Origin of the sequence: Dyella humi (assembly GCF_044904605.1) — a bacterium.
Classification (GTDB): Bacteria; Pseudomonadota; Gammaproteobacteria; order Xanthomonadales; family Rhodanobacteraceae; genus Dyella_B; species Dyella_B humi.
Genome location: NZ_JADIKI010000023.1, coordinates 1,723,372 through 1,748,907, shown reverse-complemented (window position 1 = coordinate 1,748,907; position 25,536 = coordinate 1,723,372). Strand labels below are relative to the sequence as shown.

The window sequence follows — 25,536 nt, the reverse complement described above, 5'->3', positions numbered from 1 at the left end:
GGTTTGCGCACTCGTATGCACCCCATGTTCCCCGTTCCCTGATCTCCGTTTCCTGCCTTCAGAAGATCCGACTGCGCACCTTCGGTAACACCACGATCGCGAGCGTCGCGAGCGGACCAAACAACAGCGACAGCAGGAACCACAGTAGCCCGCTGCGGTTCTTGCCTTGCGCCAGGCCGGCATTGATCAAGGCCAGCGTGCCCCATCCCACGAACCACGGGGCATTCCCCTGGGCAAACATCGAAAACGACTCCACAGCTTTCTCCTGTGTTCTTCGCGGGCGGCGGTCAAGCATGCTACAGGAGCTTGTGCGACATGCCCAAGGCATACGGCTGCGAAATCGTCCGTTCAGAGCACCCTCAAACCGGCGCGGTTAAGCTGGCCGCTTTCTTTTATGGCTGGAGCTCCCCCATGCGCGGACGGCGCCTGTTTGTCCTCACCCTGGCCTGCGTACTCAGTGCATCGGCCGTAGCCGCAACGCCGCAGGCGGCATCCGACGCCGCGAAATCCACGCAAGCGCGCCAGAATGCGCTGGTCGCCTTCCAGAACGACCTCATCCATGTGCTGGCCCCCAGTGGCGACGCGGATCGCCTGCTGGCCGCAGCCCTGATGGCCCGTCCACTGCCGAACCCGAGCAAGCTGAACAGCTTCCACGCCATGATCGAGCGCGCCAGCCGCGCTGACAACGCCGGCCCTGCCGTGACCTGGGCTCGCCTAGCCGACTGCAGCCCCGACACCCAGTCCTGCCCCAACAGCGATGCCGTGACGCAACTGGTGCAACAGGCACCGGACAACGCCGCCGTCTGGCTGGTGAAACTCAGCCAGGACGTCGGCACCCTGAAGAAGGATGACGCCCGCCAGGACCTGGCCAAGGCCGCATCCGCCAAGCTGTATGACGACTACAGCGGTGCTGCGCTGAAAGCGCTGGCTAATGCCGCCACCGTGCTGCCACCGCCAAACGCCACCCTCGATCCGAATTCCGACGCGGGCGCGAACGGCGTGCAGATGCTGATCGCGTTCGGCTCCGCCGCAGGCATGCCGCAGCCTGCGTTGCGCGATACCGCCACGTATTGCGAAGCACAGGCGCCGAAAGACAGCTCGGTCAAGAACGACTGCCTGAAACTGGGCCAGCTCTTGGAATGGGGCTCCAGCCCGCTGGCTCGTTCGCTGGGCCTGCATCTTCGCGAAGTGCTCAACGCCGATGCATCCCAGCAAGAGGATGCCCGGAACGCCCGGCGCAACCTGGTCTGGCAGGTGCAGAACTTCGCCGAACTTTCCCTGCGCGCACAGACCGACAAAGCCCAGGCGCAGCACCTGCTGGCCCTTGCCCGCAGCGGGGGCACCCAGATGAGCCTGGTGCTGGCCGCGCTGCATGATGCGGGCCTTCCCACCGATGCGCCGACCGACTGGCAGCCACATAAAGCGGAAAACGAGTAATAGAGAACTGGGAACATGAGACGTGCGGCAGACTTGGGGTTCTGCCGCATGTCTGGCCATTTCAGTAAAAAATGGCAGGCGGTACTTGCGAGAGCCATCAACTTCATAGGTAGCTTTCCGTTCCCTGCTCCCTGTTCCCCGTTCCTTGCTCCTCCGCTACCCTTGGCTCGACCTCACGCCATTAGGGGCAGCCGATGCTTACCGTATTGGTAGCAAGCAGCAAGGGTGGTTGCGGCAAGAGCACGCTGGTCACCCAGCTTGCTTCGCACTGGGCACAGGATGGAAAGCGCACCGCTATCGTCGATAGCGACCCGCAAGGCTCCAGCTACCGCTGGGCGACCCTGCGTCCGGACAACGTACCCGGCGTGCTGGCGCTGGAAGGCGGACGCCGAGCGCTGGAAAAACTGCCGGAAGACACCGATCGCGTACTGGTCGATACCGCGGCCGGCTCCCACGAGAAAGAACTCGATCCGTACGTGGAGCAGGCCAACGTGGTGTTGGTACCGGTGCTGCCGTCCTCCTTCGACCTGCACGCCACCCTGAACTTCCTCGAACACCTACGCGGCATCAGCCGGATCAAGCGCGGGAAATTGCCGGTGGCGCTGGTGGGCAATCGCCTGAAACCCTGGACGCACGCCAGCCAGGACGCGATCGCACAACTGGCCGAACAGGCGCCGTTCCCGGTGGTGGCGCAGCTACGCGACACCCAGGCCTACGTGCTGCTGACCTCGCTGGGCAAAGGTATTTTCGACTACGGCTCCGAGCAGGTACGCGGGCACCAGCAGGACTGGACCCCACTGCTGCGCTGGATTAAGCGGCACCATTAAGGTGCATCTTCGTGCATGATCTTCACGACGAACCAAAACCGCTTCCACGAGAATCCACAGCCATGCACGAACTGATCCTGTTGCGCCACGCCGAAGCCCAGCCCGCCCCGCCCGGGGGGGATGACGAGGTGCGTCGCCTCAGCGGCCGCGGTGAACAGGAAGCCCGCGCCGCCGGCACGTGGCTCAAGAAGCATGGCAAGCGGCCTGATCGCGTGCTCTGCTCCCCTTCCGAACGCACCTGTGCCACCGCGAACCTGGCGCTTTCCGAACTGGAACGTGCGCCGACCTTGCAGACATCGGCGGAAATCTACAACGCCACGCCCGGCGAACTGTTAGCCCTGCTCGATCAGCACGGGGACGCGAACACCGTGATGCTGGTAGGCCACAACCCGGGCATCGAACGATTGGTCGCCCTGCTGGTGGAAGGGCGCTCAGACGAATTTCGCGGCATGCCGCCGGCCGGATTGGCGGTGCTTCACTTCGATGGCCCGCTGGAGCCGGGCAACGCACGACTGGATGCGTTCTGGTCACCATGAGTCATTGTCTAAACGCGTTGTGGAAACAAGCATCGCGTCTGGTTTTCTTATTACTTTTACCAGCGCCGCTGTGTGCAGTCGCCAGCCAAGCCGATTACCACATCGAGCCGGACGCCTCGCAAGCTGTGTTCCGGGTTCGCCTGTTCTGGTTGGACTACGTTAGTGGTCTTTTCACTCACGTCGATGGCGATGTGGCACCCGGACCGCATCCCGACAGCTGGGTGGTGAACGCCACTATCCCGGTCGACAGCGTGACGATGTCATCGTCGCGCATGCGCCAATGGCTGCTGGCGCCATCGTTCTTCGATGCCGAACGTCATCCGACCATCCATTTCGTTTCCAATCCCGTCGCGCTCACCGAACTGGATCACGGCGGTACGCTCACCGGCTACCTCACTTTGCGCGGCGTGACCGCGCCCATCCATTTCGCGGTGGAGCCGGAGCATTGCACGGAGGAACACGACGTAACGACCCCGTGCAGAATCGTGTTGCGCGGCAACCTGCATCGCAGCACCTACGGCATGACCAGCGATCGCTTGGCAATTTCCGATAGTGTCGACCTGAACCTCAGCATCACGCTTCAACGCGAAACACGCTAACCGCCGGGTATGATGGCTTCGCTCGACCGCTTGCAGTTCGCCGGTCGTGTTTGCACGCACATCATGAAAGTGAAAGGTAGGTGGAGACATGAGCGGATGGAGCTGGCATGCAGGCACGTCTTCAGCGACGCGTTCGCGCGTATGGCGCGCATGCATGGAATGATGCCCGTATGCGTATGCGCTACAGCCTCCTGCTGATCTTGCTGCTAGCGTCCCTGCTGCAAGGATGCACGCTGAGCCACGCACGGATCCGCCAAGCCGATGCCATTGTCGCCGCCAGCGTCGATCGTCAGACCACCTGCAAAAGCGCCGATCACTGCGCCACACCATCGCCTTTGCTCGATGCCGCCGAGAAAGCGCTGGCCGATTCCACGGCCGACAAACCCGAGCACGTCGTCACTTTGCTCGACGACAGCGAAGCCTCCCTCGCCGCGCGCATCAACCTGATTCGCGCAGCGAAAACATCCGTCGATGTGCAAAGCTACATCTGGGATGAGGACGACCTTGGCCAGCTTGCGCTCGACGAACTGGTCGCTGCGGCAAAGCGTGGCGTGCAAGTACGCATCCTTACCGACCAGTTGTTCTCATTCGAAGACCCGGCCATTCTCGCCCAACTCGCGCGCGCCAGCCCTAATCTGCAGGTGCGGCTGTACAACCCCACTTTTCACAACGCGCGTACGCCACCGCTGGAATTTGCGGCCAGCATCGTGTGCTGCTTCATGAAGTTCAACCAGCGCATGCATAACAAAGTGCTGGTGGTAGACGATGCCATCGGCATCACCGGCGGGCGCAACTATCAGAACCGCTATTTCAACTGGGACAACGATTTCGATTACGTCGATCGCGACATCATGGTGGGCGGCCCCGCCGCGCGCGACATGGCAAAATCGTTCGACCTGTTCTGGCGTCACAAGCGCGCGGTGCCGGTTACGCATCTGCACGACGTGAATCGCCTGATTCTACGCACTCCCGCGGTACCGCCGTGGTCCACACCGCGATACGTCTATCCCGCCCGTGTGGCGATGGCCCAGGCCGAAGCGGAAGATCCAGAGTGGCTGGCCGAACACGTCGCCAACAACAGTATTTACACCAGCAAAGTGGAGTTCTTCAGCGATCTACCTGCCAAGACCGAACAGCCCACACGGCGCGAGGCGCGTGAGTTCACCGCGCACTTGATGGGTCTAGTCAACCACGCGAAAAAGGAAGTAGTGCTGCAAACGCCCTATCTGGTGATGAGCCGGCGCGCGAAGAAGATCTTCAAGAAACTCCACCGCGAAGCACCGGCGCCGCAGATCATCGTTTCCAGCAATTCGTTGGCTTCCACCGATGCCTTTGCGGTGTATGCGCTCTCCTACAAGCACCGCAAGTCTTATCTCTCCGAATACGGTTTCAACATCTACGAGCTGAAGCCGCGCGCCGAATTGGCCACCGACGCCTACATGCAGGCCAATGTCGAAGACGAAGACGACGGCGCACCGGTGGTCGCCGGCGCTTCAGGCAAGCTGCGCAAACGTTATCCCGGCACCGATCGGCGCCCAGGCTTCTTCGGCAGCCAAGGCAGCCGCAATCGCCCGGCGCCGCTGATCAGTCCCGGTCGCCGTTTCGGCCTGCACGCCAAATCGCTGGTGATCGACGATGACCTCGGCATGGTCGGCTCGCACAACTTCGATCCGCGCTCCGATCGCTACAACACCGAAGCCGGCGTGATCGTGTACGACCAGCGCTTTGCCGCCGAACTGCGTGATTCGATCTTGGAAGCCACCGAATCGCAGAACGCCTGGGTGATCGCGCCACGCAAGCCAGTGATTCCCGTGCTTGGCCAGATCAGCCAGGTGATCGGTGATATCTCGGCCAAGCTGCCGTTGTTCGACATCTGGCCCTTCCGCTATGCCACCAGCTATGACATGAAGCCCGACCCCGATTGCGCGCCCATGCAACCGAACAATCCCGATTTCACGCGCTGCTATACAGCCGTCGGGGATTTTCCGGACGTGGCGATTTCACCAAAGTTGATTTATACGCGGTTGATTACGGCGTTTGGGGCGGGCGTGCAAGGCGTGCTTTAGCTCACTATCCCCTCCGATGGGTTGGAGTCATGGCAATCTTGCTAGCGAGACAGCAACTTCTACCTCACGGCCGTCATTCCCGCGAAAGCGGGAATCCATCTTGCTCTGATTTTTAAAGGGCAAAAATGGATTCCCGCCTTCACCGGAATGACGACACTATGAAGATGGGCGCAATTCAAAGCATCTGCTCATACATGAAGTAATGACACTGCTCCATGCCCAGCTCCCGATACGTCTGCTGCGCCCGCTCATTCTCCGTTTCCACGTACAAGCGCAAACCCACTGCGCCCGCCTGCTTTGCACGCTGCGCCACATCGCTATACATGCCGCGAAACACACCACCCCTACGCGCTTCCGGCGCTACGTACACGCTCTGAATCCACCAGAAATCGCCGTTGCGCCAATCGCTCCACTCGTAGGTCACAAGCAGGCAACCCACGGCCTTACCATCGCGCTCGGCCACCAGATAAAACCCGCGTCGCGGCTCATCCAGCACGGCCGTTACACCGCGCAACAGTACTTGCGGATCTAGCCGCTTCTGTTCCGTCTCCCACGCCATCGCGGCGTTCCAATCGGCAACGGCGGAAATATCGCTGCGTTCGGCCGGGCGTATCGTCAATGTGGACACTGCAAACTCCCTACGTTCTTATGTTTTGCGCCGTGAGCGCGATGCGCCCAGCTTGCGCGTAAGCGTATTGCGCCCCACACCCAGCGCCGCCGCGGCGTGCTGACGATGTCCGTCGTTGGCGGACAGTGCCGCTTCCATCAGCACGCGATCGAGCGCTTCGCGCGCACGGGTGTGGATATCTGCTTCGCTACGCTCCAGCGCGCGTTCGGCCCAGTCGCGCAATGCATCCGTCCAATCTCCGCGCTGCGATTCGACAGACTTGCCCAGATCCGCCGGCAAAATCTCGGTGCCCATGGCGATGACCGCCAATCGACGGCAGAGGTTTTCCAACTCGCGCACGTTGCCGGGAAAGTCGCGCTGCGCGATGGCTTTCAACGCAGCCTTGGAAAAGCGCTTGGGTGGCAACTTCAGTTCTTGCACTGCGGCGGCGAGAAAGTGTTGGGCCAGCAGCGGAATATCGCTGCGCCGCTGCCGCAGCGGCGGCAGTTCGATGCGCACTACGTCCAGGCGATGCTTGAGGTCGGCGCGGAACTGCCCTGCCGTAACGCGCGCATCCAGATCTTGGTGCGTGGCCGCGACAATGCGCACATTGCAGCGGATCAATTCACGCCCGCCGACGCGATAGAACTCGCCACCCGCCAGCACACGCAGCAAACGCGTCTGCAGGATCAATGGCATGTCGCCGATTTCATCGAGGAACAGCGTGCCGCCTTCCGCCTGCTCGAAACGCCCCGCCACGCGACGCGTGGCGCCGGTGAATGCACCCGCTTCGTGACCGAACAGCTCGCTTTCCAGCAATTCGCTGGGAATGGCAGCGGTGTTCAACGCTACAAGCGGTTTGCCGCGTCGCGCGCTTTCTTCGTGCAAGGCGCGCGCTACCAGTTCCTTGCCGGTACCTGTTTCGCCGGTGACCAGCACGTTAAGATCGCTGGCGGCCACGCGCCCGATAAGGCGGAACACTTCCCGCATCGGCGCGCTTTCACCCAGCAATGCGTTCGCTGGCGCTGCCGTAACCCCAGGCACGAGTTCCGCGTGTGGCGTATCGGCCAGAGCGCGTTGCACGGATGCAAGCGCCTGGTCCAAATCGAACGGCTTGGCAAGATAATCCACGGCGCCCGCGCGATACGCCGCCGCGGTGGTCGCCACGTCGGTGTAGGCACTCATCACGATCACCGGGCCGATGCCCTGCGCATGCAGTTCCTCCAGCAAGACAAGCCCGCTTTCGCCCGGCATGCGCACATCGGTGATCACCAGCGCAGGCGTTGCTTCGCGCAGGGCTTTGCGCATGCTGGCGACGTCTTCGAATTCGCGCACATCCAAGCCAGCATCGCGCAGCGCTTCGGCCAGGACAAAGCGCACGCCGCGGTCGTCGTCGACGATCCAAATGCCGGCCCGGTCGTTGGATTTAGCCATGCGAACGCCCTGTCGATACCGCAACACCCACACGCGGCGGCAAAGGTAGATAAAGCGAGAACATCGTTTCGCCCGCACGGCTCACGTAGCGCAATTCGCCGCCGTGTTCGTGCGCGATTTCGCGTGACAAAGCCAGCCCCAGGCCGGTGCCATCCGCGCGACCTGAAACCAACGGCTCAAACAAGGTATCGCGCAACGCCGCCGGCACGCCGGGACCATCGTCGATCACATCCAGCCGCAACGCGCTGCGAAACATGCGCTCGCCCAGACGCACCCCGTGTTCCACGCGACTGCGCAACATCAGCGTTTTCGCGCCGGCCTCGATGGCATTGCGCGCAAGGTTGAGCAGCACTTGCTGCAGGCGATCCGAGTCGCCTTCCACATCCGGCAAACTGGGGTCGTAGTCCTGACGCAGGCGCGGCGGCGAGGGTTCTGCGCGGATCAATTCGCCGACCCGCTCCATCAGCTGATGCAGGTTCACCAGGCTCAGCCGTGGCGCGCCATCGTGATGCAGCAGGCGATTCGCCAGCGCGGCGAGCCGATCCGCTTCGTTGATCACCATGCCCGCTAGCGACTGCATGTCCGGATCTTCCAACCGCCGCTGCAGTAATTGCGCAGCACCGCGCAGACCTGCCAGCGGATTTTTCACCTCATGCGCAAACCCGCGCAGCGTCGCCGACAGCGGCGAAACGGTGGACGGCGTCTCCGCCAACGCGTGCACCTCCACCAGCACACTGCCACCCTCCAGCGGCTGCAACGCCACATCCACTCGCTGACCGGCCGACGCCCCCGGCAACAACACGCCGCGGCACTGCACCGATCGCTGCTCCGCCAGACTCCGCGCCGCCTGCTCCGCCACCCCCGCATCCTGCAGCAAACCCTGCAACGGCAACCCCTGCGCATGCCGCAACCCCAGCCCCAGCAACTCCGCCAGCGCCGGATTGATCCACTCCACGCGCAATCCCCCATCGACCACCGCCAACCCGGTCGACATCTGCTCCACCCACCCTCGGGACTGCTGCTCGCTCATTGCACCATCATGGACAATGCGCCGGGTTGGTGCAACTGAGGTTTTGTCAGTTCAATGGTCCGGTGCCGGTGGGCAGAACTCCAAAGTTTGTATGTGCCTATACAAACTTTGGAAAATCACCGATTCAGAAACTTTGCTGTTCGACCTCAATGGATAGGGCTGCCGACTAAGTTCGATTTGAGCGGTTCGACGAGGATGGACACGCACTGCTTCTTGATGATCCAGTGACGTTCAATCGCATGATTGACGACTTCATACAAAGCTTGCCGAAACAATGAACTCCAACTCACGCATGCAGTCAGCGCCACCTCTCGCGCTGACTGCATGCGTCCACGTTGTTTGAGCGAGGTTCAATGACGCTTCGAAAACGCTCGTTAACGCACGAATTGGCCGCCGGGTCCGGATTTCTTCAAAAGTCGTGTGACAGCGTCCGCTGCGGGGAAATTGGATTGCAGGCAATTAGGCGCGGCCTGTGCAATCGATTCACCCACGATTTGCTTCACAGGGGTTGCTAGAAAGGCGTGCATCTCGCCCTGGTGCGGCCCGCTGCATACGATGGCCATGCCTCCGATTTGTCCGCGGTTGTTGATCTTGGCGGCGAAGGTCGCAAACAGGTTGGAACTGGCAGGGAACAGCGTGTTGAGATCGGTCATCACGCCGTTCTGCCAGATAAAGGCATGCGACCAGTAGAAGTTGGCGTTCCACTCGCCCCCCACGACTTGGCCCTGGTTGTTGTTGCCGAAAGCTAGGCCCGCGGCATCCCCCGGCAGCAGTCCGAGCACGGTGGTGAGTTGGGTGGTGCCAGTGCCTTTGACAATCTGCCAAATCGCGCCAGTTTGGGTAGTTCCGTCAGCACTACCGACGGTTCCAACAATTTGGCCCTGGTTGTTGATGTTCTCAGCGAAGCCGCCGGTTCCGAGATCTGCTAGCGCAGACGCTGTGCGGTTTTCCCACAATATGCCGTGAATGGGTCCGCTGCAGTTTCCCGAGTAGCCGACGGCCTGACCACGATCGTTGATCCAAAATGCGAATCCGTCTGGATCATGATCTACCGTAGGAAGAGCGTGGGCGTTGCCGTTTTCCCACAACACCGGCAATTGAACCCGATTATTGATGGTGCCCGCCTGACATGAGGGGTCCACGGCACCGTTTTCTGCCATTCCAACGATTTGTCCAAGGTTATTAATCGCGCTCGCCTCCCCGTTATTTCCGCCTAGTGTTGGGAGGGCGCTCATATGGAAGGGCTGCCAAAGAAACGGAAGACACGTAAGGTGAGTGCCGAATCCGCAAATGTCTTCGCCGTTCGGGTCTGGAACAGCCGTTTCGGAATCACCCACGACCTGCGCGAAGTCGTTGATCTCGCCAAAGTTCATCCAACTGTTCGGTCCGCCGAGCGTGCCGAGATCGACGTAGTATCCGTCGACGTTTATCAGTGCGCGTCCGTTTAGAGGTACCCCGGATAACGAATCGCCCTGCCCCGGTAAAAAGTTCCCAGCCATGATCTCCGACCAGCCCTCATCGTTGACGGACATGATCATCGAATAATTGTCATTCTTCGGAACGCCCAGATCGGTCACTTGGTAGCTCACCTGAGCGAAGGCATTGCCAAAGCAAGTCAGAGCAAACATCGAAGCGCACGGTATCCATAGATTGCGCAGCTGCTTGAACATGTTCATGTTTTTGCCTCCCACGAAGTTTCAGTCCAACCCCCAGGTTCCTGACAACGCACCGTTACACGCGAGCGCCAGCTGGACGGATCTCGCTCATAACAACCAGTACAGTGATACAACTGGTTATATTATGCAACTGGTTTTAAAGTCGTAGAATAGGGCTGGAATGTCCATTTAAGTTGGAAGCAGCGTGCGCACGACTCATAGATCCGATTGCGTCATCAACCAGACGCTCGAAGTGCTTGGCGATCAATGGACTTTGCTCGTCATCCGCGACATCGTTTTCGTTAATCGAAGGCATTTCCGCGAACTCCTGACCAAATCTTTGGAGGGAATCGCATCGAATATTCTTGCCGACCGACTTCGAAAGCTTGTCGAACAAGGGATCATCACCAAGTCCGATGACCCGACCCATAAACAGAAAGCGATCTATAGCCTTACAGAGAAAGGCATCGCACTAGTTCCTCTTCTGTTGGAAATGGCCGCATGGGGAGACGAGTATTTGCCCACGGCTGAGTTATGCGGTCTGGCTCGCACCTTGAAAGAAGGTGGGCCTGAAATGCGCGCAGAGTTTATGAATGAACTTCGGAAAACACATCTTCCGGCATCAGGATGAACTGCTGAGCTACTGCCGGCTCCACAGACACCGAGTTCAGGTGTGATGGTGAGCCGGAATGGGCCGCTCACGACCCTGAGGAGTCATCCGACGTCTTGCCTGGCCGCCGGTCGGAACTTTACCCATGCTCGGCATGCGCAGTTTGGGTTCAGAGCGGCAGAGGAGCTACGTGCGATTTGCGCTGCGGGGTCATCCGCTTGCAAATCACCCTTGCGCACCGTACAGTGAACCATATGGTTCACTATCAAGCCCAACTCGACACAACGTTCGCTGCGCTCTCCGATGTCACCCGACGCGGTGTGCTGGAGCAGCTCGGGGGTTCAGACGCCTCCATCACCGACCTTGCCCAAAGGTTTCACATGACCCTTACGGGCATGAAGAAGCACGTCAGCATCTTGGAGCAGGCGGGGCTCGTGACCACGGAGAAGGTGGGGCGCGTACGAACCTGCAAGCTCGGAGTGCGCCGGCTGGAAGAAGAGGCCGCCTGGATCGAGCGGCACCGCCAACTCTGGAGCGCGCGTTTCGACGCGCTGGACGAGATTGTCGAGAACTTGAACCGCAAGGAGAAGGCAGATGCCAGAAACAAAAGAAGGTAGTTCCGCCGCCACGAACCGCACCGTTGTGGCGCGCAAGTCCGACCGCGAACTCGTCGTGACGCGAACGTTCAATGCCCCCGCGCGCATCGTCTTCGAAGCGTGGAGCAAACCCGAATTGTTCAAGCAGTGGTGGATTCCGAAGTCGGTGGGCATGTCGCTGCTCTCGTGCGACATGGATATTCGCACCGGTGGCACGTATCGCCTCGTGTTCAGCCATCCGGCCTTCGATCAACCGATGGCGTTCTTCGGCACGTACAACGAAGTAACGCCGCACAAACGTCTCGTATGGACGAACGAAGAAAGCGATCAGGGCGCCGTGACCACGGTGACGTTCGAAGAAAATGCCGGCAAGACGCTGGTCACCTTTCACGAACTCTACCCAACGACGGAAGCCCTCGAAGAAGCCCTCGCCGGTTCGGCGGAAGGCTTGCCCGAACAGTTCGCACAGCTGGATGAGTTGCTCGCAGGCAGATCGTGACCACACCGCGGCCACCGGTGTATGGAAGAGATGGTGATGAAACACACGATCACCACGGCGCTGACCAGTTCGGCGCCACGTGAGGACGATATGCTCAGACGCGATTTCCTGAAGACTGCCATGGCGACCGCAGTGCTGACTGCGGTCCTTCCTGTTCAAGCCAAGGAGACTCTCGCCATGTCGAATGAGCATTTTGCCGACGTCAATGGCCAGCATCTCTTTTACAGCGTGCATGGCGTCGGCAAGCCGCTCATTCTTCTCCACGGCGGCATCGACCCAGGCAGCTTCGGAAGCAATCTGGCCGAACTGGCCAAGGGCCGACAGGTGATCGCTCCCCATCTCCAGGCACATGGGCGCACGCCAGACACGGACAGGCCACTGCGTAGTGAATCGATGGGCGACGACATTGCCGCCCTGATCGGCCATCTGAACCTCGGCAAGGCCGACGTCATGGGCTACTCGCTGGGCTCTAGCGTCGCGCTGCAGACCGCTATCCGCCATCCGGACGTGGTCAACCGGCTCGTGCTCGTGTCCGCGGCAATGAGGCAGGACGGCTTTTATCCGGAGGTGGTAACGGCCTTCAAACAGTTGGAGGCCAACGCTGCCACGTTGGGCCCTGGCGTCAAAGCATCGCCGCTAGGGGAGACCTACCCCGATGTCGATTGGACCAACCTCTTCAGAAAGGTCGGTGACCTGACCAAACGCCCCTTCGACTGGAGCGCAGGCGTCGCCAAGCTTCAGGCGCACACACTGCTGGTCTTTGCCGACGCTGACGCTATTCGGCCCGAACACATGGTCGAGTTCTGGAAGGCGTTGGGAGGCGGCCAGCGCGATGCCGGAATCGATGGCTCCCTGCGGCCCGCAAACGAGCTCGCCATCTTGCCGAATACCACCCACTACACGCTCCCCGTCGAGCCGATGCTGCCGGAGATCGTCGAACGCTTCCTCGGCGCTGCATCGAAGGCAATAGGTTAGGGGCCCACGAAGCGCTCACGGAGCTATCAGAGCGCGGGAGCGTTGCGTGTGTCCTTCGATGTTTTGAACAATTCGTGGCATACCTAATCGGGGCGTAACAGACTGTTCTTGTCATCGTTGCTCGACGGGTTTGTCAGGATGGCGCTCGCGATAAGGTGAAAGAGATGATCGGCCCGCGGCGCGAATGCGGGTTGGCCGGCGAGCCAGCCGAGCGCCGACATCAGGGCGAACAGGTCGTCCCCATTCATATCGGCGCGCGCCGTTCCTTCGGCCTGAGCACGGAGCAGCAGTCGAGCGCCCACTGCGTGCACCGTTGCGCATGATGCGTAAAGCGCGGAGTCCGGGTCCGCATGGGCGCTCGCCATCAATTCGGCAACGCCGCGATAGCTATGGACGAATGCCACCCCTTCGCGAAACCAGGACACGAGCGCTTCGCCAGGTGGATTCGACGTTTCGAGTTCGTCTGCCTTCTGTGCCAGTGCGTCCAGATTCGTACACATCAACGCTTCGAACAAAGCTTCTCGCGTTGGGAAATGACGAAGCAGTGTGGCCAACCCGACGTCGGCGCGACGGGCGATATCTCGCATGGACGCATCGACACCATCCTCGGTGACGACATCACGCGCGACTGCAAGGAGATGACTGTAATTTTTTCTGGCGTCGGCTCGCATGGGTTGCCTTGACAAACGGATCACTGATCCATATATTTGGATCAGTGATCCGTATGCTGAGAGTCAGGATCTGGATCGGTGATCCACAAGATACAGCGCCCTTGTATCAATGAAAACAGAGACGCTGTCCGACGCGACGAAAGGTGAAAAGTCATGGGAAAGCTTGAGGGTAAGGTTGCAGTCATCACGGGCGGATCGAGCGGCATGGCGCTGGCGAGCGCCAAGCGGTTTGTTGAAGAAGGCGCGTACGTTTTCATCACGGGCCGGAGGCAGGAGGCGCTCGATGAGGCCGTCAAGCTGATTGGGCGGAACGTGACCGGCGTGCGCGGCGACGCGGCCAATCTCGACGACCTCGACCGCCTGTTCGACACAGTCAAGCGGGAAAAGGGCCGGATCGACGTCCTGTACGCGAGCGCCGGCACCGGCGAAGCCGTTCCACTGGGCGAGATTACCGAGCAGCATTTCGATGCGACCTTCGACCTGAATACGCGCGGCACGCTGTTTACGGTTCAGAAGGCGTTGCCGCTGTTCAACGATGGCGGATCGATCTTTATGACCGGATCCGTTGCTTCGGTGAAAGGTTTTCCTGGTTACGGCGTGTATGCGGCGAGCAAGGCGGCGTTGCGCTCATTCGCACGCACGTGGCTCAACGAACTGAAGGGCAGGAATATCCGGGTGAACGTGCTGAGCCCAGGGCCGATCGCCACACCGATGCAGCACCAAGTTCTCACCGAGGAAGCGAAGCAGATGTTCGAGTCCCTGATCCCGCGAGGAAAGATGGGGCGCCCTGAGGAAATCGCGACGGTCGCGGTGTTTCTCGCTTCAGATGAATCGAGCTTCGTGAATGGCGTGGACTTGTCTGTCGACGGCGGCTTCTCGGCCATCTGACATCGCGCCGAAAAGCGTGGGGGTGCCTGGCACTCCGAGAAGACGCTGATCACGCCTGGATCATTCCGGGCAACCCACTTCAACACTGATCGGAAAGGTGACATGAGCTACGCAATCGTAGGTTTCGGCGCGGTCGGCCAGGCGCTAGCCCGCATGTTTGCTCGCAAGGGCATCGAAGTGGCTGTAGCAAGCAGGCATCCGCCTGAAGCGCTCGCGCCGCAGGCAAACGCGATCGGCCCGACGATCGTTCCCAAGACTTTGAAGGACGCGCTTGAGGCCGACATCGTGATGTTGGCTGTCCTGTACGAACAGCACCGAGAGGTCGCGAAGGCTCAGGCAAGCTGGAAGGGCAAGATCGTGATCGACGTGACGAACACGCTCGACGATTTGGGCGGCCTTCCTTCCTCTTCGCTAATAGCCCGCGCCCTGCCCGGCGCTCAATTGGTCAAAGCGTTTAACCATCTGCCTGCCCGCGTTCTCGCGGAAGACCCGTCCATCAACAGTGGACGACGAGTCGTATTTCTGTCGAGCGACGATGAAAGCGCGACGGCAACGGTCGCCGCCCTGGTCGAGCAGCTTGGCTATGCGCCGGTCAATCTCGGCAAGATCGCGGAAGGTGGTCAGCTCGTGCAGGCGCGGAACGGGGTCTGGGGGCCGCTGATCTTCCAGGACCTGTTCAAGAAGGGGCAGTGACCGATGACCCGAAGTCCGCAGACTCCCCTTGCTGGCTTTTTATTGCCGATACCGAGGAAGGCTGTGTACAGACAATGGCGTTCCGTATGCCCCAACCACTGCAATTTGAAATGAGATAGCTAAGCCGGGAATGTCTGCTCTGGGTTGAACGCGGACATTCCCCGCTTGCTTACAAACTTGGCCGGCCGCAACACGGTAGCCAGCTATACCGCGTTAGCGAGCCATGCCTTCCTGGATTGACATGTTTCCATAGCGCGCTTATAGCCTTCGCGTGCTCGGGTACGAGCCATATAAGACCGCTCCGCCTCGCCGAGAGTGATGCCTCCACTTGTTTTGGCCAACTCCAGGGCGTAGGTCACCGAAATGTCAGCGGCGGTGAACGTCTCACCGGCAAGATAGGGCGTGCGTGCAAGCTGCCGCGTTACCAACGTCAATCGGCTCTCGAAAACGCTTAGTGCTTGGCCGGCGCTCCAGTTCTGCCGCTCGGACTCCGGCGCAAAATTGCGGGCACCAACGACAAAGTAGATGGAGGCCGCGAGGCCGGCTTCACCGAGGTGAAGGAACTGTTGGTAAGCGGGGAAGGCAGGATCGTGTGGGTCGGGCGCGAGCGACGTCGGCCCGTAGCGAGCCATCACGTATTCCATGATCGCAATGGACTCGACCATCGTGACGTCGCCGTCCTGAATCGCCGGAATGAAACCGGCAGGGTTGATGGCCAGGAACTCCGCGTCTTCCTCGACGCCGGCCAGAAGGTCCACCGGCCTCAGCCGGTACGCGAGCCCCATCTCCTCCAGCAGCCAGACGACCCGGAAACCTCTTCCTTCACCAAATACAGTGATCATCTTTCGTAATCCTTCTTTGATTCGGCCTTATCGACCCCATCGGAAAGACGAACGGGAATTTCGAAAATCGACATTAGAGTTTGCGTGTGAGGGCCATGGTCCCAAAAAAATACATCCCATACCCAACTATCAATAAGTGCATGCAGAATTTCCGCATGATCGCTAGGCACGGGCCTTCCCTCTAGGGTCCAACGCTGGAGTTATGCGAGCGAAGGTCCTAGTTGAGACCTAGATCGCTCCCCGCCGTCTGATATTCCCCAAATGGCCCGACGAGCGATTCGGGACACCCCTTCACACTGTCGATTCCAGTCCCAGAAATGTAAAGGGTGCGTCCAAATGCAAATTTGGGACGCTCCCCGCCGGGCGCAAAGCCATTGCTGGGAACGAAGTGCACTGATTATGAATAGTTGCGTTTGGCACCCAGGACCCAGGCTTCTAGCCGAAGTCACTGGTGCTCCGCACCAAGTTACGCTTTATTAATAAACTAAGAGGTATAGTTATTCCATGTCGAGAGACATCAGTCCCATCGCTTAGCCGGGCCTCCCCTCCTCGCTAAGCAAAGTAAAGATGGATGACCCGAAGCCCGCAGGCTCCCCTTGCGGGCTTTTTATTTGCCGATACCAAGGAAGGCCATGTACAGACTATGGGGTTCTAAAAGGTGCGGACTATGAGGTTCCGTCCATCGGAAACGCCTTATGTCGAGCTCCGGTTTCGCCATTCGTCGTCGTAGTGAATAGACCGGTTCTAAGGCACTTGCACCACTACTATCCCGAAGACTCTCGCGTGGAGATTTCCCATGGCAAAGTTTGTGTTCGGATTGATGCAGTCCCTGGATGGCTATGTCGACCACCAGGAATTAGGGCCTCCTGCTCCGTCGACCTTTCGCCACTTCATAGAGCACGTGCGCGACCTGACGGGCATGGTGTACGGACGCCGTACGTACGAGATCATGCGTTATTGGGACGAGGACCAGCCTGATTGGGACACGGGGGATCACGACTTTGCCGCAGTGTGGCGAAGCCAACCGAAGTGGGTCGTGTCGCGCTCGCTGAAATCAGTCGGCCCCAACGCCACCCTTATCGCCGATGACATCGAGGCGGCGATACGGGGACTGAAGGCCGAGCGCTCCGGGGAGATCGATGTCGCCGGCCCGGACCTGGCGCGAAGCCTGACCGACCTTGGTCTCATCGATGAATATCGACTCTACCTCCGCCCTGTCGTGCTTGGTCGCGGCACGCCATTCTTCGCGGGCCCTCGGCCGCCACTCCGCCTCGTGGCCAGCGATTTAATCGGGGAGGACATGATTAGGTTGACGTACGTTCCTGCTTAATGGCGCGCCACGGACGACGCCGACGCATTAGGTCCGGATTGGGTTGCGATTTCAGCCGGTCGATGCAACACATTGCTGATTGGTGGCTATGGCTTGCCAAGTAAGTGTCAAGAGGTCCGCTCCCGCACTCTCTAGTGACATTAATAACGTCTGACATGAGAGGCGAGCGCAAGCGAGCAAAGCCCGCTTGTGAACATCCCCTCGATGGAAGGGTTACGCCTCGGGTTTGTGGCAAACCACTTCGATGTTGTGCCCGTCCGGACTAATGACGAACGCTGCATAGTAGTTCGCGTGGTAGTGCGGGCGTAGACCAGGCGCACCATTGTCGTTACCACCCGCATCCAGAGCTGCACGATAGAAAGCTTCGACTTGCTGGCGACTCTCGGCCGCGAACGCCAAGTGAAGATGCGCCGGACTCTCCTCGGTTTGGAACATGCACAATGAAACCTTACCGTCCGAGCTGAGCTCGATACCGTGCTGCCCTTCCTGCACGACAGCTATGCCGAGCGGCTCGAGTGCTTTGAGGAAGAACGCTTTGCTCGCTGCACAATCGCTGACTCCGAATACGACGTGGTCAAACATGAGTTCTCCGGAAGTGTGCGGGCCTGCGCGTTGCCTAACAGTTATTCAAGCTACCCGTGGGCCGTTTTTTTATACAGGCTGAAAGTCGCCGCCCGATGGAGGGGTTAGGTGGCGCTTTATGCCTCATGCCATGTGCTCGATGTCACTTGGCATGTGAACCCAGAAGTGCATTCGCTCTTCATACATCGAGAAGCTTGGTGCTGGAAAGGATGGATCTGCAAACGCACCCACAGGTATGGCGACCGTCTCTGCGAAGAACAGATCTGCTGGTGGATGGCCTGCGCTCCTGAGTGAAGCCCCGGAAAAAGATTGACTGACTAGCCAGTCACTTATAATGTAAGCCTGTCCTCCGTTGAGTGAAAACCATGGCCAGGCCGAAAAGCGATGACAGGCGGAACGCGATCTTGTCTGCAGCGACCCGCATCATCGCCATCGAGGGGCTGAGCGCAGCAACGGCGGCGATCGCCAAGGAAGCAGGCATCCCGAATGGATCGCTATTTACCTACTTCGAAACGAAGGCTGACTTGTTGAACCAGCTTTATGTGGAGCTCAAGACTGAAATGGCGGCCGCCGCCCTGGAAAGGCTCCCGCTCGCAAGCGACATCCATACGCAAATGCGCCATATGTGGTTCCACTCGTTGCGCTGGGCAACGTCTTATCCGGAGAAACGGCGAACACTTGCGCACCTGGCGGTATCGGAGGACATCACTCCGGATAGCCGTCAAAAGGGGCACCAAACCATGGTTGGCATAGCCAAGTTATTGGAACAGAGTCGCCAAAACGGCCCCATGCACGATGTTCCCTTGGCCCTTGTTGCTGCCCTGATGAGCGCGATGGCGGATGCGACGATCGACTTCATGACTCAAGACCCGGCGCACGCCGACAAGCACGCCACGGCTGCGTTCGACGCCATGTGGCGAATGCTTACCTGACCTCTTTTTTTGACCTATTAATGACTGACTAGACAGACACCTATACGGAGAAATGTCATGGCGAAAGCTGTTTCGAAGGGCACCTCAATAGATCGCAAGGCATATATCGTCACCGGCCCGACGTCCGGCATCGGTCGCTATACGGCACTCGCGCTGGCCAAGCACGGCACGGTCGTGCTCGTAGGCCGCGATCCCGTGAAGCTCGCCACGGTACAGAAGACCATCGAGCAGCAGGGACGGCGCGCGATGTCAGTCGTGTGCGATCTTTCAGAGCCGAGGAGCGTGCGACGCGCAGCTGCGGAGATCGTCGCGCTTAATCTTCCGATCGCCGGCCTTCTCAACAATGCGGGCATCATGCAGGCGCGACCGACTAAGAGCACGCTGGGATGGGACATGTCGTTCGCGACGAACCATCTCGGCCCGTTTGCGCTGACGGAGGCGCTTGTGCCAAATCTCCCCGACGGTGCAAATGTCGTTTTCGTCGTCTCTGCTGTAGAAGACCCCGAGCGCAAGCCAGCCGTGGCTGCGGGTTTTCGAGGTGGTCGCTATATCTCCGCTGAGGCGAGCGCGCGGGGTGAATGGAAACCAGGCGGCGCCAAACGGCTGGGCTTCGATGCCTACGCCACTTCCAAACAAGCCATCCTTGCTGCGGCGATGGCATTCGCGCGTGAGACGCCACGGCTGCGCTTCAACGCGATCGAGCCGGGTTTGAATCCAACCACCGGTCTCGGAGGAGATGATGTCGGTGCCTTCGTGCGCTTTCTGCAGCGATTCGTCATCCCGCTCCTCGTGCCGCTGCTCATGCCCTTCATCAAGATCTTGAGCACCCCGAAGCGAGCCGCGCGCGTGATCACCAAAATCCTGATCGATTCATCCGGTCAGACCGGTGTCTATTACGACGAGGGCGGCCATCCGATGCAAGGCTCCGCGCTCGTGCGCGACCCGACGTTCCAGGATCGCGTCGTCGCCGAGACTCGCGCGCTGCTGGCCACAGTGCCTGGCTGAGTCAAGGTCGATCAACGGCGTTCCCGAACCATCCTTCTCCAATCGCGAGCGATACAAACTGTTCGAGCGATGCACCCAGATGTTCGATAGCCTTGAGTTGGGATGGCTGGGTGACATCGCTCAACGAAGCCAATAGCTCAAGCGCTGCACTCTTCCCATGCGCTGTCAGTGCAAGGATGATCTGTCGACGGTCCGACGATGAGCGATGCCGGCGTACCAAACCGTCTCGCGTCAGATCATCGAGCAATCTCGTCAAATAGGCGGCGGCAATCTTCGTGTCGGATTTGAGTTCCATCTGCTTGCACGTCGGCGCACTTGAAAGGCGAACGAGAACGAGCCAATGCAGCAGCGTCAGATGCTCGTTCGCTCCTGAATCAATATGCACCAACTTTTCCATGACATGGGTCGCGCATTTCAATGTTCTGGCGACTTCCGCCACCTTGTAGATGGTTTCTGTAGCTGTTTGCGCACTGACACTCGTTAACGGGTGCGTTGCGTGCATCGCGTGTTTGTTCATAGTTGCTCGACCCGGAAGGTTAGGAGCGCGGTGCCTGATTAATCGACCGACGTGGGGGTTTAATACTGGCGCACTTACTTCGCACCACCGGCCATATTTTTATGAATAATCTGGGCGACCTGTTCGTCAGCATGGGCCAACTGCTGCTGATAGACATCCGTACTAAAAGCGGGCTGTGTCGGTACGTTCTGAGCGAGCATTAGGCCGCTCTTGTCGTGCAAGTCCACGGTTGTATTCAAAGACATGCCGATGCGTAGCGGATGTTGGTCCAACTGCTGAGGATCGGTGAACACCACGCGCACGGGAATGCGCTGCACGATCTTGATCCAGTTGCCGGTAGCATTTTGCGCAGGCAGTAGCGAGAAGGCGCCGCCCGTACCCACGCCGAGTTCCAACACCTTGCCGCGGTACTTGACCGCGTGACCATAGACGTCGGAAGTCACTTCCACCGGTTGGCCGATACGCATGTGAGTGAGCTGGGTTTCTTTGAAGTTGGCGTCGATCCATACCTCGTGCAGCGGTACAACGGCCATCAGAGCTGCCCCAGGTTGCACGCGTTGACCAACCTGCACGCTACGTTTGGCTACATAACCTGTTACGGGCGCAACCATGGTCGTGCGAATCTCACTGAGGTAGGCAGCACGATATTGAGAGGCAGCGGCTTTGACATCCGGATGCGACGCGACAATGGTGTCGTCCACCAACACCTTGTTTGTCTGCAGTTGCTGCTCAGCCGTCGTGAGTGAGCTCTCAGCCGCGGTCAAGGCGTCTTGTGCGTGCGAGAGTTCTTCCGCGGAGATCGCGCCAGAGTTGGTCAAGCTGACGCGACGCTCGTAGTCGGCCTTTGCCTTCTGCACCGCGACCTGCCGTACCGCCACATCGGCCTGCGCACCTGACACGGTGCTGTACAAGCCACGCACCTTGCGCACGGTGTTGGCGAGGTTTGCGGCGGCGTTCTCCAGGGCAACATCCGCGTCCGCCTTATCAAGCGTGACCAACGTGTCACCCTGCTTTACGAAGTCACCATCATCGGCACCAATGCTGACCACGGTACCCGTAATCTGCGGTGTAATTTGCACGACATTGCCGTTGACATAAGCGTCGTCTGTACCTTCGTACCAACGACTTTCCAGCACGTACCAAGCACCAAAGCCCACGGCGCCGACGAGGACACATGCACCTAGGATGCGTAGCATGAAGCTACGTTTCTTTTTATTGGGTTGTGCGGCTTCGTTAGGAGTCGAAGCGATTTGAGTAGACATGATGGCTGCCTCAAGAGCGATGATGAATAAGGGAAGAGGAGTTCGCATCGGCAGCAATCGTCGACGCGTTAGGAGCGGGCTGGTCTGGACGATAGCCGCCGCCGAGCGCCTGAATGATTTGCACCGAGTAGTCGATGTGCTCGGCATGCAGCGTGGCCATGCGCTCTTGGGCAACCAGCAACTCCTGGCGCACGCTGAGGGCTTCCAGATAGCTGCCAATACCAGCTTTATAGCGTTGCTCGGCTAGCGTCCAAGCATCGTCGGCCGCATCGAGTGCGCGCTGCTGCGCGTCGATCTGCACCTGCAACGAGGCGAGTGCATCGTTGTCGTCGCACACTTCGTTGACGGCACGTACGAGCGTATCGTTGTACTGCGCCACGGCGAGATCGTATTGCGCATCCTTGCCGTTCAAGTCCGCACGACGGCGACCACCGTCAAAGATAGGCAGGCTGATCGCTGGAGCCACATCGTAGAAGCGAGACTTTGCCTGGAAGAGATTGCCGCCACCGAGCGCGACCAGACCTGCCATCGCGGTGATGTTGACGTTGGGAAGGAACTGGGTTTTGGCTGCGTCGATGTCCTTGTCGGCTGCTTCCACCCGCCAGCGCGCGGCGACGAGGTCGGCGCGATGCCCCAGCAACTCGACCGGTAGATCGGATGGCACACTCAGCGCATCTGGCGGCAACAGCTGTGGGCGGGCAATCGTCAAGCCGCGATCAGGACCTTTGCCCAACAGCACGGATAAGGCGGAGCGCTCTGCATCGATCGCGCGGTCCGCTTGTGCCTTTTGAACTTGTGCGCTGGCGACTTCTGAATCGCTCTGCTTGAGCTGCACTTGACTATCGATACCAGCGGCAACACGTTGCTGCGTCAGCTTGCGCACGTCCATCGCACGCTCTAGCTCCGCCGAAGCGACATCCTGTTGAGCGTAGGCGTAGCCGAGCTGCACATAGGCGCGCGCGACGTTTGTGGAGAGTTCGATACGGGCCGCATGTGCGTCAACTTCCGCAGCGCGCTCCTGTCCGAGAGCAGCCTCCCATGCAGCACGTTCGCCACCCCAAAGATCCAGATTCCATTTGAAACTGGCGGAGACATACTTAGCGGCGCCGTTATGACCGTTGCCAATCGGTAGCGTTTTCGGGAGGCGCGCTTCGGCGACGCTTCCTGCGACGTCTACTTCCGGCTTGCGATCAGCATCGGCCTCCGACGCTTCGGACTGTGCCTGGCGCGCCCGCGCGTCGGCTTCTGCAAGGCTTGGGTTGTCGTGCAAGGCCTCGGCAATCAATGCATTGAGCTGACTGTCGCCCAATGAGATCCACCAGTCGGCTTTGGGCCACGCGGCCGATGACACCTTTACGTTCGCGAGGGTGCGCGTAACTGCGAGAGAGTTGGGATTGATGGGCGCGCCGTTCGGATGCAGGCCGCCGGTACTGGCACATCCTGCCAGTGCGAGGGTCATTCCGACCGCTGCCGCAATGAGATGAACACGCATGGTCTTAGTCTCAGTAAATGGGATGGGTTTATCGGATGGAGCGCAAGCGCATTGGCTTTGAGCGCATTAGCGACGGGTATCGGCATCAATGAACTTGCCGAGTAGGCGCTGCAGTTCTTCAAACTCGGCCTTGCTGAAGTTCCTCAGACGTCCGTTCAGCACCGGCAGCGCGATGTCTGGAATCTCTGCGGCAGCCGCCTCGCCTTTGCGGGTCAACTTCAGATCGACGACACGGCGATCGGTGTTGCTACGGGAACGCTTCAACAGTCCGTTTGCTTCCAGCTTGTCCAGCATGCGGGTCATCAGACCGGTGTCGATGCTGAGATGCTTCGACATTTCGAAGGGTGTCGCGGCGATACCCCGACTGAGCCAGAGGATGACGCCCATTTGCTGACTGGTAATGTCGAGCGGCGTCAAGGCGGCATCCATGTCCGCTATCACCATGTTGCGCGCTTTCGTCAACATGTAGCCGATGCTTTGCGTCGTTAAAAAGTTTTTCTTTGTGTAATGTTCCATATCGAAGTCCCTGGAGCCGTTGTGTGCGTAGTGCGGCAATGTGTTGCTGCTCGTTGGGTTGATAGGTTTATTGGCAAATCATCAGTGGCCGCCGGCCGCAGCCGCTCCAGCCGCCGCATCCTTGCTTGGATGAGTGATCCAAATCAGCGGAATGATCAGAACGAAAAAGATGGCGGATATCCAAAAGATGTCGTTGAGACCAAGCATGGCCGCTTGTGCGTTCAGTCCGTTCTCGATGAAGGCAAGTGCATTGGACGCACCGACCTGGACCGTCGACTGCACCTGTGCAATCGAGTCCGTGAAGATCGAGTTGTAGCTGTTAGCCTGTTCGGTCAGTTGTGCGTGGTGCAGGATCGTGCGGTCATTCCAGCCGGTGGTCAGCAGCGATGTCCCAACGGCACCCGCGAAGACGCGGACGAAGTTCGATAAGCCGGCTGCGGAAGGGATCTTGTCGGGTGTGAGGCCGGACAGGATGATCGCAGTCAAGGGCACGAAGAATAGAGCGGTCGGTATACCTTGCAGCAGTGTTGGCAGGATCAAGGTGTATTGATCGACGTCGGTGGTGTACTCCGAGCGCAGGAAGAAGACACCCGCAAATCCGACGAAGGCCATTGTCGCCAAGATGCGCGCATCGGTCTTCATCATCATCTTGCCCATCGCCGGCGCAAGGATCACAGCGAAAATACCAAGCGGAGCAGTCACCATTCCTGCATCGACGGCGCGATAGCCGAGATATTCCTGAATCCACTGCGGCAGAATCACCAGGTTCGCGAAGAAGATCGCATACGCAACCGAGATCGCTATCGTGCCGCCGAGGAAGTTGCGTCCCGCAAACAGTCGTAGATCGACGATCGGCTTCTCTTCGGTTAGCTCCCAGATCACGAAGAACGCAAAGCCGATCAGTGCAAACACGCCCAGCGCACAGATGACCGGCGAGTTGAACCAATCCAGATCCTTGCCTTTGTCGAGCATGACTTGCAGTGCAGCGACCCAACCGATCAGCGCGATCAGTCCAACCGTATCGATCGGCAAGCGGCGAGTAGGCGTTTCACGGTCGCGATAAACCATCCACACAACCGCAGCAGCGAATAAACCTACCGGTACGTTGATGTAGAAGATCCAAGACCAGCTATATCTATCGGTGATCCAGCCGCCCAAAGCTGGACCGGCGATGGGGCCGACCGTTGCCGTCATGGCCCACAACGACAACGCGCTGCCGCCCTTCTCTTTTGAGAACGTGGAGAGCAGCAGCGCTTGCGACAACGGTATCAGCGGACCGGCTGCCACGCCCTGTAGCACGCGAGCCCCTAGCAACACGGTGAGGTTGGGCGCTATGCCGCACAACGCAGACGAAATTACGAACAGCAGAATCGCTCCGACGAATAGTTTGACCTGACCGATGCGTTGAGTCAGCCAGCCCGTGAGCGGGATCGCCACCGCGTTGGCGGCGGAGAACACGGTGATCACCCACGTTCCTTCGTCAACCGACACGCCAAGATCGCCTGACAATGTGGGAATGGCGACGTTAGCGATGGACGAGTCGAGCACGTTCATGAACGTGGCAAGTGCGACGGCGAAGGCGCCGAGTGCAAACCGCATACCCGTGAGAGGGGCCGGTGCAGCAGGGGAAGTGGATGCGTTCATGGGAGTCCGGTGCGGCGATGTAGATGTCAATGCAGCGCTTGGCGGCCAAATATCTGACTAGTCAGATAAATAGTTGAAAAAAAAGAAACCATTTGCCTGGCCGGCGTCTTGAGGCATCTGTGCTGCCTTCGCTGCTACGGTCAGCGCCAACTGGGTTTTGCGGCGCATTGCCCTCCTCGGCAATTGGGGCTTTACCCCTTCCTGTGGCTCTGTATTGGACATGTCTGACTCCTCGTCCCGTAGGCCGTGGCCGCGCCAACCGCGGTCTGCCCTTCGGCATTTGTCTGGAGA

The 25,536-nt window shown here is 59.5% G+C and carries 28 protein-coding genes; 14 read left to right on the top strand and 14 right to left on the bottom strand.

The annotated features are described in order from the left end of the window. Positions 1 to 58: 58 nt before the first annotated feature. Complete coding sequence (locus ISP18_RS18925; RefSeq protein WP_380015905.1) at positions 59 to 241, bottom strand: antitermination protein NusB; 183 nt, start codon at positions 239 to 241, stop codon at positions 59 to 61. Between the two features lie 170 nt (positions 242 to 411). Between ISP18_RS18925 and ISP18_RS18920 the strand changes: the two genes are divergently transcribed. The 5 genes from ISP18_RS18920 (at position 412) to ISP18_RS18900 (ending at position 5,465) form a co-directional block, all read left to right on the top strand. Continuing rightward, a complete protein-coding gene (locus ISP18_RS18920; protein WP_380015781.1) occupies positions 412 to 1,437 on the top strand; it encodes a hypothetical protein in 1,026 nt (341 codons plus the stop codon). Between the two features lie 194 nt (positions 1,438 to 1,631). Then, positions 1,632 to 2,264 (top strand): nucleotide-binding protein, encoded by a 633-nt coding sequence (locus ISP18_RS18915; protein ID WP_380015779.1) that lies wholly within the window; start codon positions 1,632 to 1,634, stop codon positions 2,262 to 2,264. 62 nt (positions 2,265 to 2,326) lie between these two features. Further along, complete coding sequence (locus ISP18_RS18910; RefSeq protein WP_380015777.1) at positions 2,327 to 2,800, top strand: SixA phosphatase family protein; 474 nt, start codon at positions 2,327 to 2,329, stop codon at positions 2,798 to 2,800. Next, on the top strand, positions 2,797 to 3,399 hold the full coding sequence (locus ISP18_RS18905) for a YceI family protein (protein ID WP_380015775.1): 603 nt from the start codon (positions 2,797 to 2,799) through the stop codon (positions 3,397 to 3,399). Before ISP18_RS18910 ends, ISP18_RS18905 begins: the two co-directional genes overlap by 4 nt. A 170-nt stretch (positions 3,400 to 3,569) precedes the next feature. Then, positions 3,570 to 5,465, top strand: a complete 1,896-nt coding sequence (locus tag ISP18_RS18900) for a phospholipase D-like domain-containing protein (protein ID WP_380015903.1) — start codon at positions 3,570 to 3,572, stop codon at positions 5,463 to 5,465. Positions 5,466 to 5,640: 175 nt separating this feature from the next. Here the strand turns inward: ISP18_RS18900 and ISP18_RS18895 are convergent, their stop codons facing one another. From ISP18_RS18895 to ISP18_RS18880, 4 genes are all read right to left on the bottom strand, one after another. After that, entirely contained in the window at positions 5,641 to 6,093 is a 453-nt protein-coding gene (locus ISP18_RS18895) for a GNAT family N-acetyltransferase (protein ID WP_380015773.1), read from the bottom strand. 18 nt (positions 6,094 to 6,111) lie between these two features. Further along, positions 6,112 to 7,506: a nitrogen regulation protein NR(I) gene (gene ntrC, locus ISP18_RS18890; RefSeq protein WP_380015771.1), complete on the bottom strand. Its 1,395-nt coding sequence runs from the start codon at positions 7,504 to 7,506 to the stop codon at positions 6,112 to 6,114. Beyond that, positions 7,499 to 8,536 carry a two-component system sensor histidine kinase NtrB gene (locus ISP18_RS18885; protein WP_380015769.1) on the bottom strand — a complete coding sequence of 346 codons (1,038 nt, stop codon included), beginning with the start codon at positions 8,534 to 8,536 and terminating at the stop codon, positions 7,499 to 7,501. Before ISP18_RS18885 ends, ntrC begins: the two co-directional genes overlap by 8 nt. 374 nt (positions 8,537 to 8,910) lie before the next feature. Next, complete coding sequence (locus tag ISP18_RS18880; protein ID WP_380015767.1) at positions 8,911 to 10,212, bottom strand: hypothetical protein; 1,302 nt, start codon at positions 10,210 to 10,212, stop codon at positions 8,911 to 8,913. Positions 10,213 to 10,396: 184 nt separating this feature from the next. On the opposite strand from ISP18_RS18880, the gene ISP18_RS18875 reads away from it, so the two are divergent. From ISP18_RS18875 to ISP18_RS18860, 4 genes are all read left to right on the top strand, one after another. Next, positions 10,397 to 10,822, top strand: a complete 426-nt coding sequence (locus ISP18_RS18875) for a winged helix-turn-helix transcriptional regulator (protein ID WP_380015765.1) — start codon at positions 10,397 to 10,399, stop codon at positions 10,820 to 10,822. Between the two features lie 233 nt (positions 10,823 to 11,055). Next, entirely contained in the window at positions 11,056 to 11,418 is a 363-nt protein-coding gene (locus ISP18_RS18870; protein WP_380015763.1) for an ArsR/SmtB family transcription factor, read from the top strand. After that, on the top strand, positions 11,396 to 11,896 hold the full coding sequence (locus ISP18_RS18865; protein ID WP_380015761.1) for an SRPBCC family protein: 501 nt from the start codon (positions 11,396 to 11,398) through the stop codon (positions 11,894 to 11,896). The genes ISP18_RS18870 and ISP18_RS18865 overlap by 23 nt, the downstream gene beginning before the upstream one ends. 36 nt (positions 11,897 to 11,932) lie before the next feature. Then, a complete protein-coding gene (locus tag ISP18_RS18860; protein WP_380015759.1) occupies positions 11,933 to 12,871 on the top strand; it encodes an alpha/beta fold hydrolase in 939 nt (312 codons plus the stop codon). Positions 12,872 to 12,954: 83 nt separating this feature from the next. Here ISP18_RS18860 and ISP18_RS18855 read toward each other — a convergent pair whose 3' ends face one another. Next, positions 12,955 to 13,542 carry a TetR/AcrR family transcriptional regulator gene (locus ISP18_RS18855; protein WP_380015757.1) on the bottom strand — a complete coding sequence of 196 codons (588 nt, stop codon included), beginning with the start codon at positions 13,540 to 13,542 and terminating at the stop codon, positions 12,955 to 12,957. A gap of 153 nt (positions 13,543 to 13,695) precedes the next feature. Between ISP18_RS18855 and ISP18_RS18850 the strand changes: the two genes are divergently transcribed. Then, a complete protein-coding gene (locus tag ISP18_RS18850; protein WP_380015755.1) occupies positions 13,696 to 14,430 on the top strand; it encodes an SDR family NAD(P)-dependent oxidoreductase in 735 nt (244 codons plus the stop codon). Between the two features lie 45 nt (positions 14,431 to 14,475). Then, entirely contained in the window at positions 14,476 to 15,123 is a 648-nt protein-coding gene (locus ISP18_RS18845) for an NADPH-dependent F420 reductase (RefSeq protein ID WP_380015901.1), read from the top strand. Between the two features lie 203 nt (positions 15,124 to 15,326). Here the strand turns inward: ISP18_RS18845 and ISP18_RS18840 are convergent, their stop codons facing one another. Further along, positions 15,327 to 15,965 (bottom strand): glutathione S-transferase family protein, encoded by a 639-nt coding sequence (locus ISP18_RS18840; RefSeq protein WP_380015753.1) that lies wholly within the window; start codon positions 15,963 to 15,965, stop codon positions 15,327 to 15,329. A gap of 796 nt (positions 15,966 to 16,761) precedes the next feature. Between ISP18_RS18840 and ISP18_RS18835 the strand changes: the two genes are divergently transcribed. Then, positions 16,762 to 17,295 (top strand): dihydrofolate reductase family protein, encoded by a 534-nt coding sequence (locus ISP18_RS18835; protein WP_380015751.1) that lies wholly within the window; start codon positions 16,762 to 16,764, stop codon positions 17,293 to 17,295. Positions 17,296 to 17,508: 213 nt separating this feature from the next. On the opposite strand, the gene ISP18_RS18830 is transcribed toward ISP18_RS18835, so the two are convergent. Beyond that, positions 17,509 to 17,877 (bottom strand): VOC family protein, encoded by a 369-nt coding sequence (locus tag ISP18_RS18830; protein ID WP_380015749.1) that lies wholly within the window; start codon positions 17,875 to 17,877, stop codon positions 17,509 to 17,511. 404 nt (positions 17,878 to 18,281) lie between these two features. On the opposite strand from ISP18_RS18830, the gene ISP18_RS18825 reads away from it, so the two are divergent. Then, complete coding sequence (locus tag ISP18_RS18825) at positions 18,282 to 18,809, top strand: TetR family transcriptional regulator (protein WP_380015747.1); 528 nt, start codon at positions 18,282 to 18,284, stop codon at positions 18,807 to 18,809. A 57-nt stretch (positions 18,810 to 18,866) separates the two neighbouring features. After that, a complete protein-coding gene (locus ISP18_RS18820; RefSeq protein ID WP_380015745.1) occupies positions 18,867 to 19,814 on the top strand; it encodes an SDR family NAD(P)-dependent oxidoreductase in 948 nt (315 codons plus the stop codon). Between the two features lies 1 nt (position 19,815). Here the strand turns inward: ISP18_RS18820 and ISP18_RS18815 are convergent, their stop codons facing one another. The 6 genes from ISP18_RS18815 to ISP18_RS18790 form a co-directional block, all read right to left on the bottom strand. After that, positions 19,816 to 20,331 (bottom strand): MarR family transcriptional regulator, encoded by a 516-nt coding sequence (locus ISP18_RS18815; RefSeq protein ID WP_380015743.1) that lies wholly within the window; start codon positions 20,329 to 20,331, stop codon positions 19,816 to 19,818. 74 nt (positions 20,332 to 20,405) lie between these two features. Next, the gene (locus tag ISP18_RS18810; RefSeq protein WP_380015741.1) at positions 20,406 to 21,593 is read right to left on the bottom strand and encodes an efflux RND transporter periplasmic adaptor subunit; all 1,188 of its coding nucleotides are present in this window, start codon (positions 21,591 to 21,593) and stop codon (positions 20,406 to 20,408) included. A gap of 10 nt (positions 21,594 to 21,603) precedes the next feature. Then, positions 21,604 to 23,085: an efflux transporter outer membrane subunit gene (locus ISP18_RS18805; protein ID WP_380015739.1), complete on the bottom strand. Its 1,482-nt coding sequence runs from the start codon at positions 23,083 to 23,085 to the stop codon at positions 21,604 to 21,606. A 66-nt stretch (positions 23,086 to 23,151) separates the two neighbouring features. Continuing rightward, positions 23,152 to 23,601, bottom strand: coding sequence for a MarR family winged helix-turn-helix transcriptional regulator (locus ISP18_RS18800; RefSeq protein ID WP_380015737.1), 450 nt, complete (start codon positions 23,599 to 23,601; stop codon positions 23,152 to 23,154). A gap of 81 nt (positions 23,602 to 23,682) precedes the next feature. After that, positions 23,683 to 25,245, bottom strand: coding sequence for a DHA2 family efflux MFS transporter permease subunit (locus tag ISP18_RS18795; protein WP_380015735.1), 1,563 nt, complete (start codon positions 25,243 to 25,245; stop codon positions 23,683 to 23,685). A 57-nt stretch (positions 25,246 to 25,302) separates the two neighbouring features. Beyond that, entirely contained in the window at positions 25,303 to 25,467 is a 165-nt protein-coding gene (locus ISP18_RS18790; RefSeq protein ID WP_380015733.1) for a hypothetical protein, read from the bottom strand. Positions 25,468 to 25,536 lie beyond the last annotated feature (69 nt).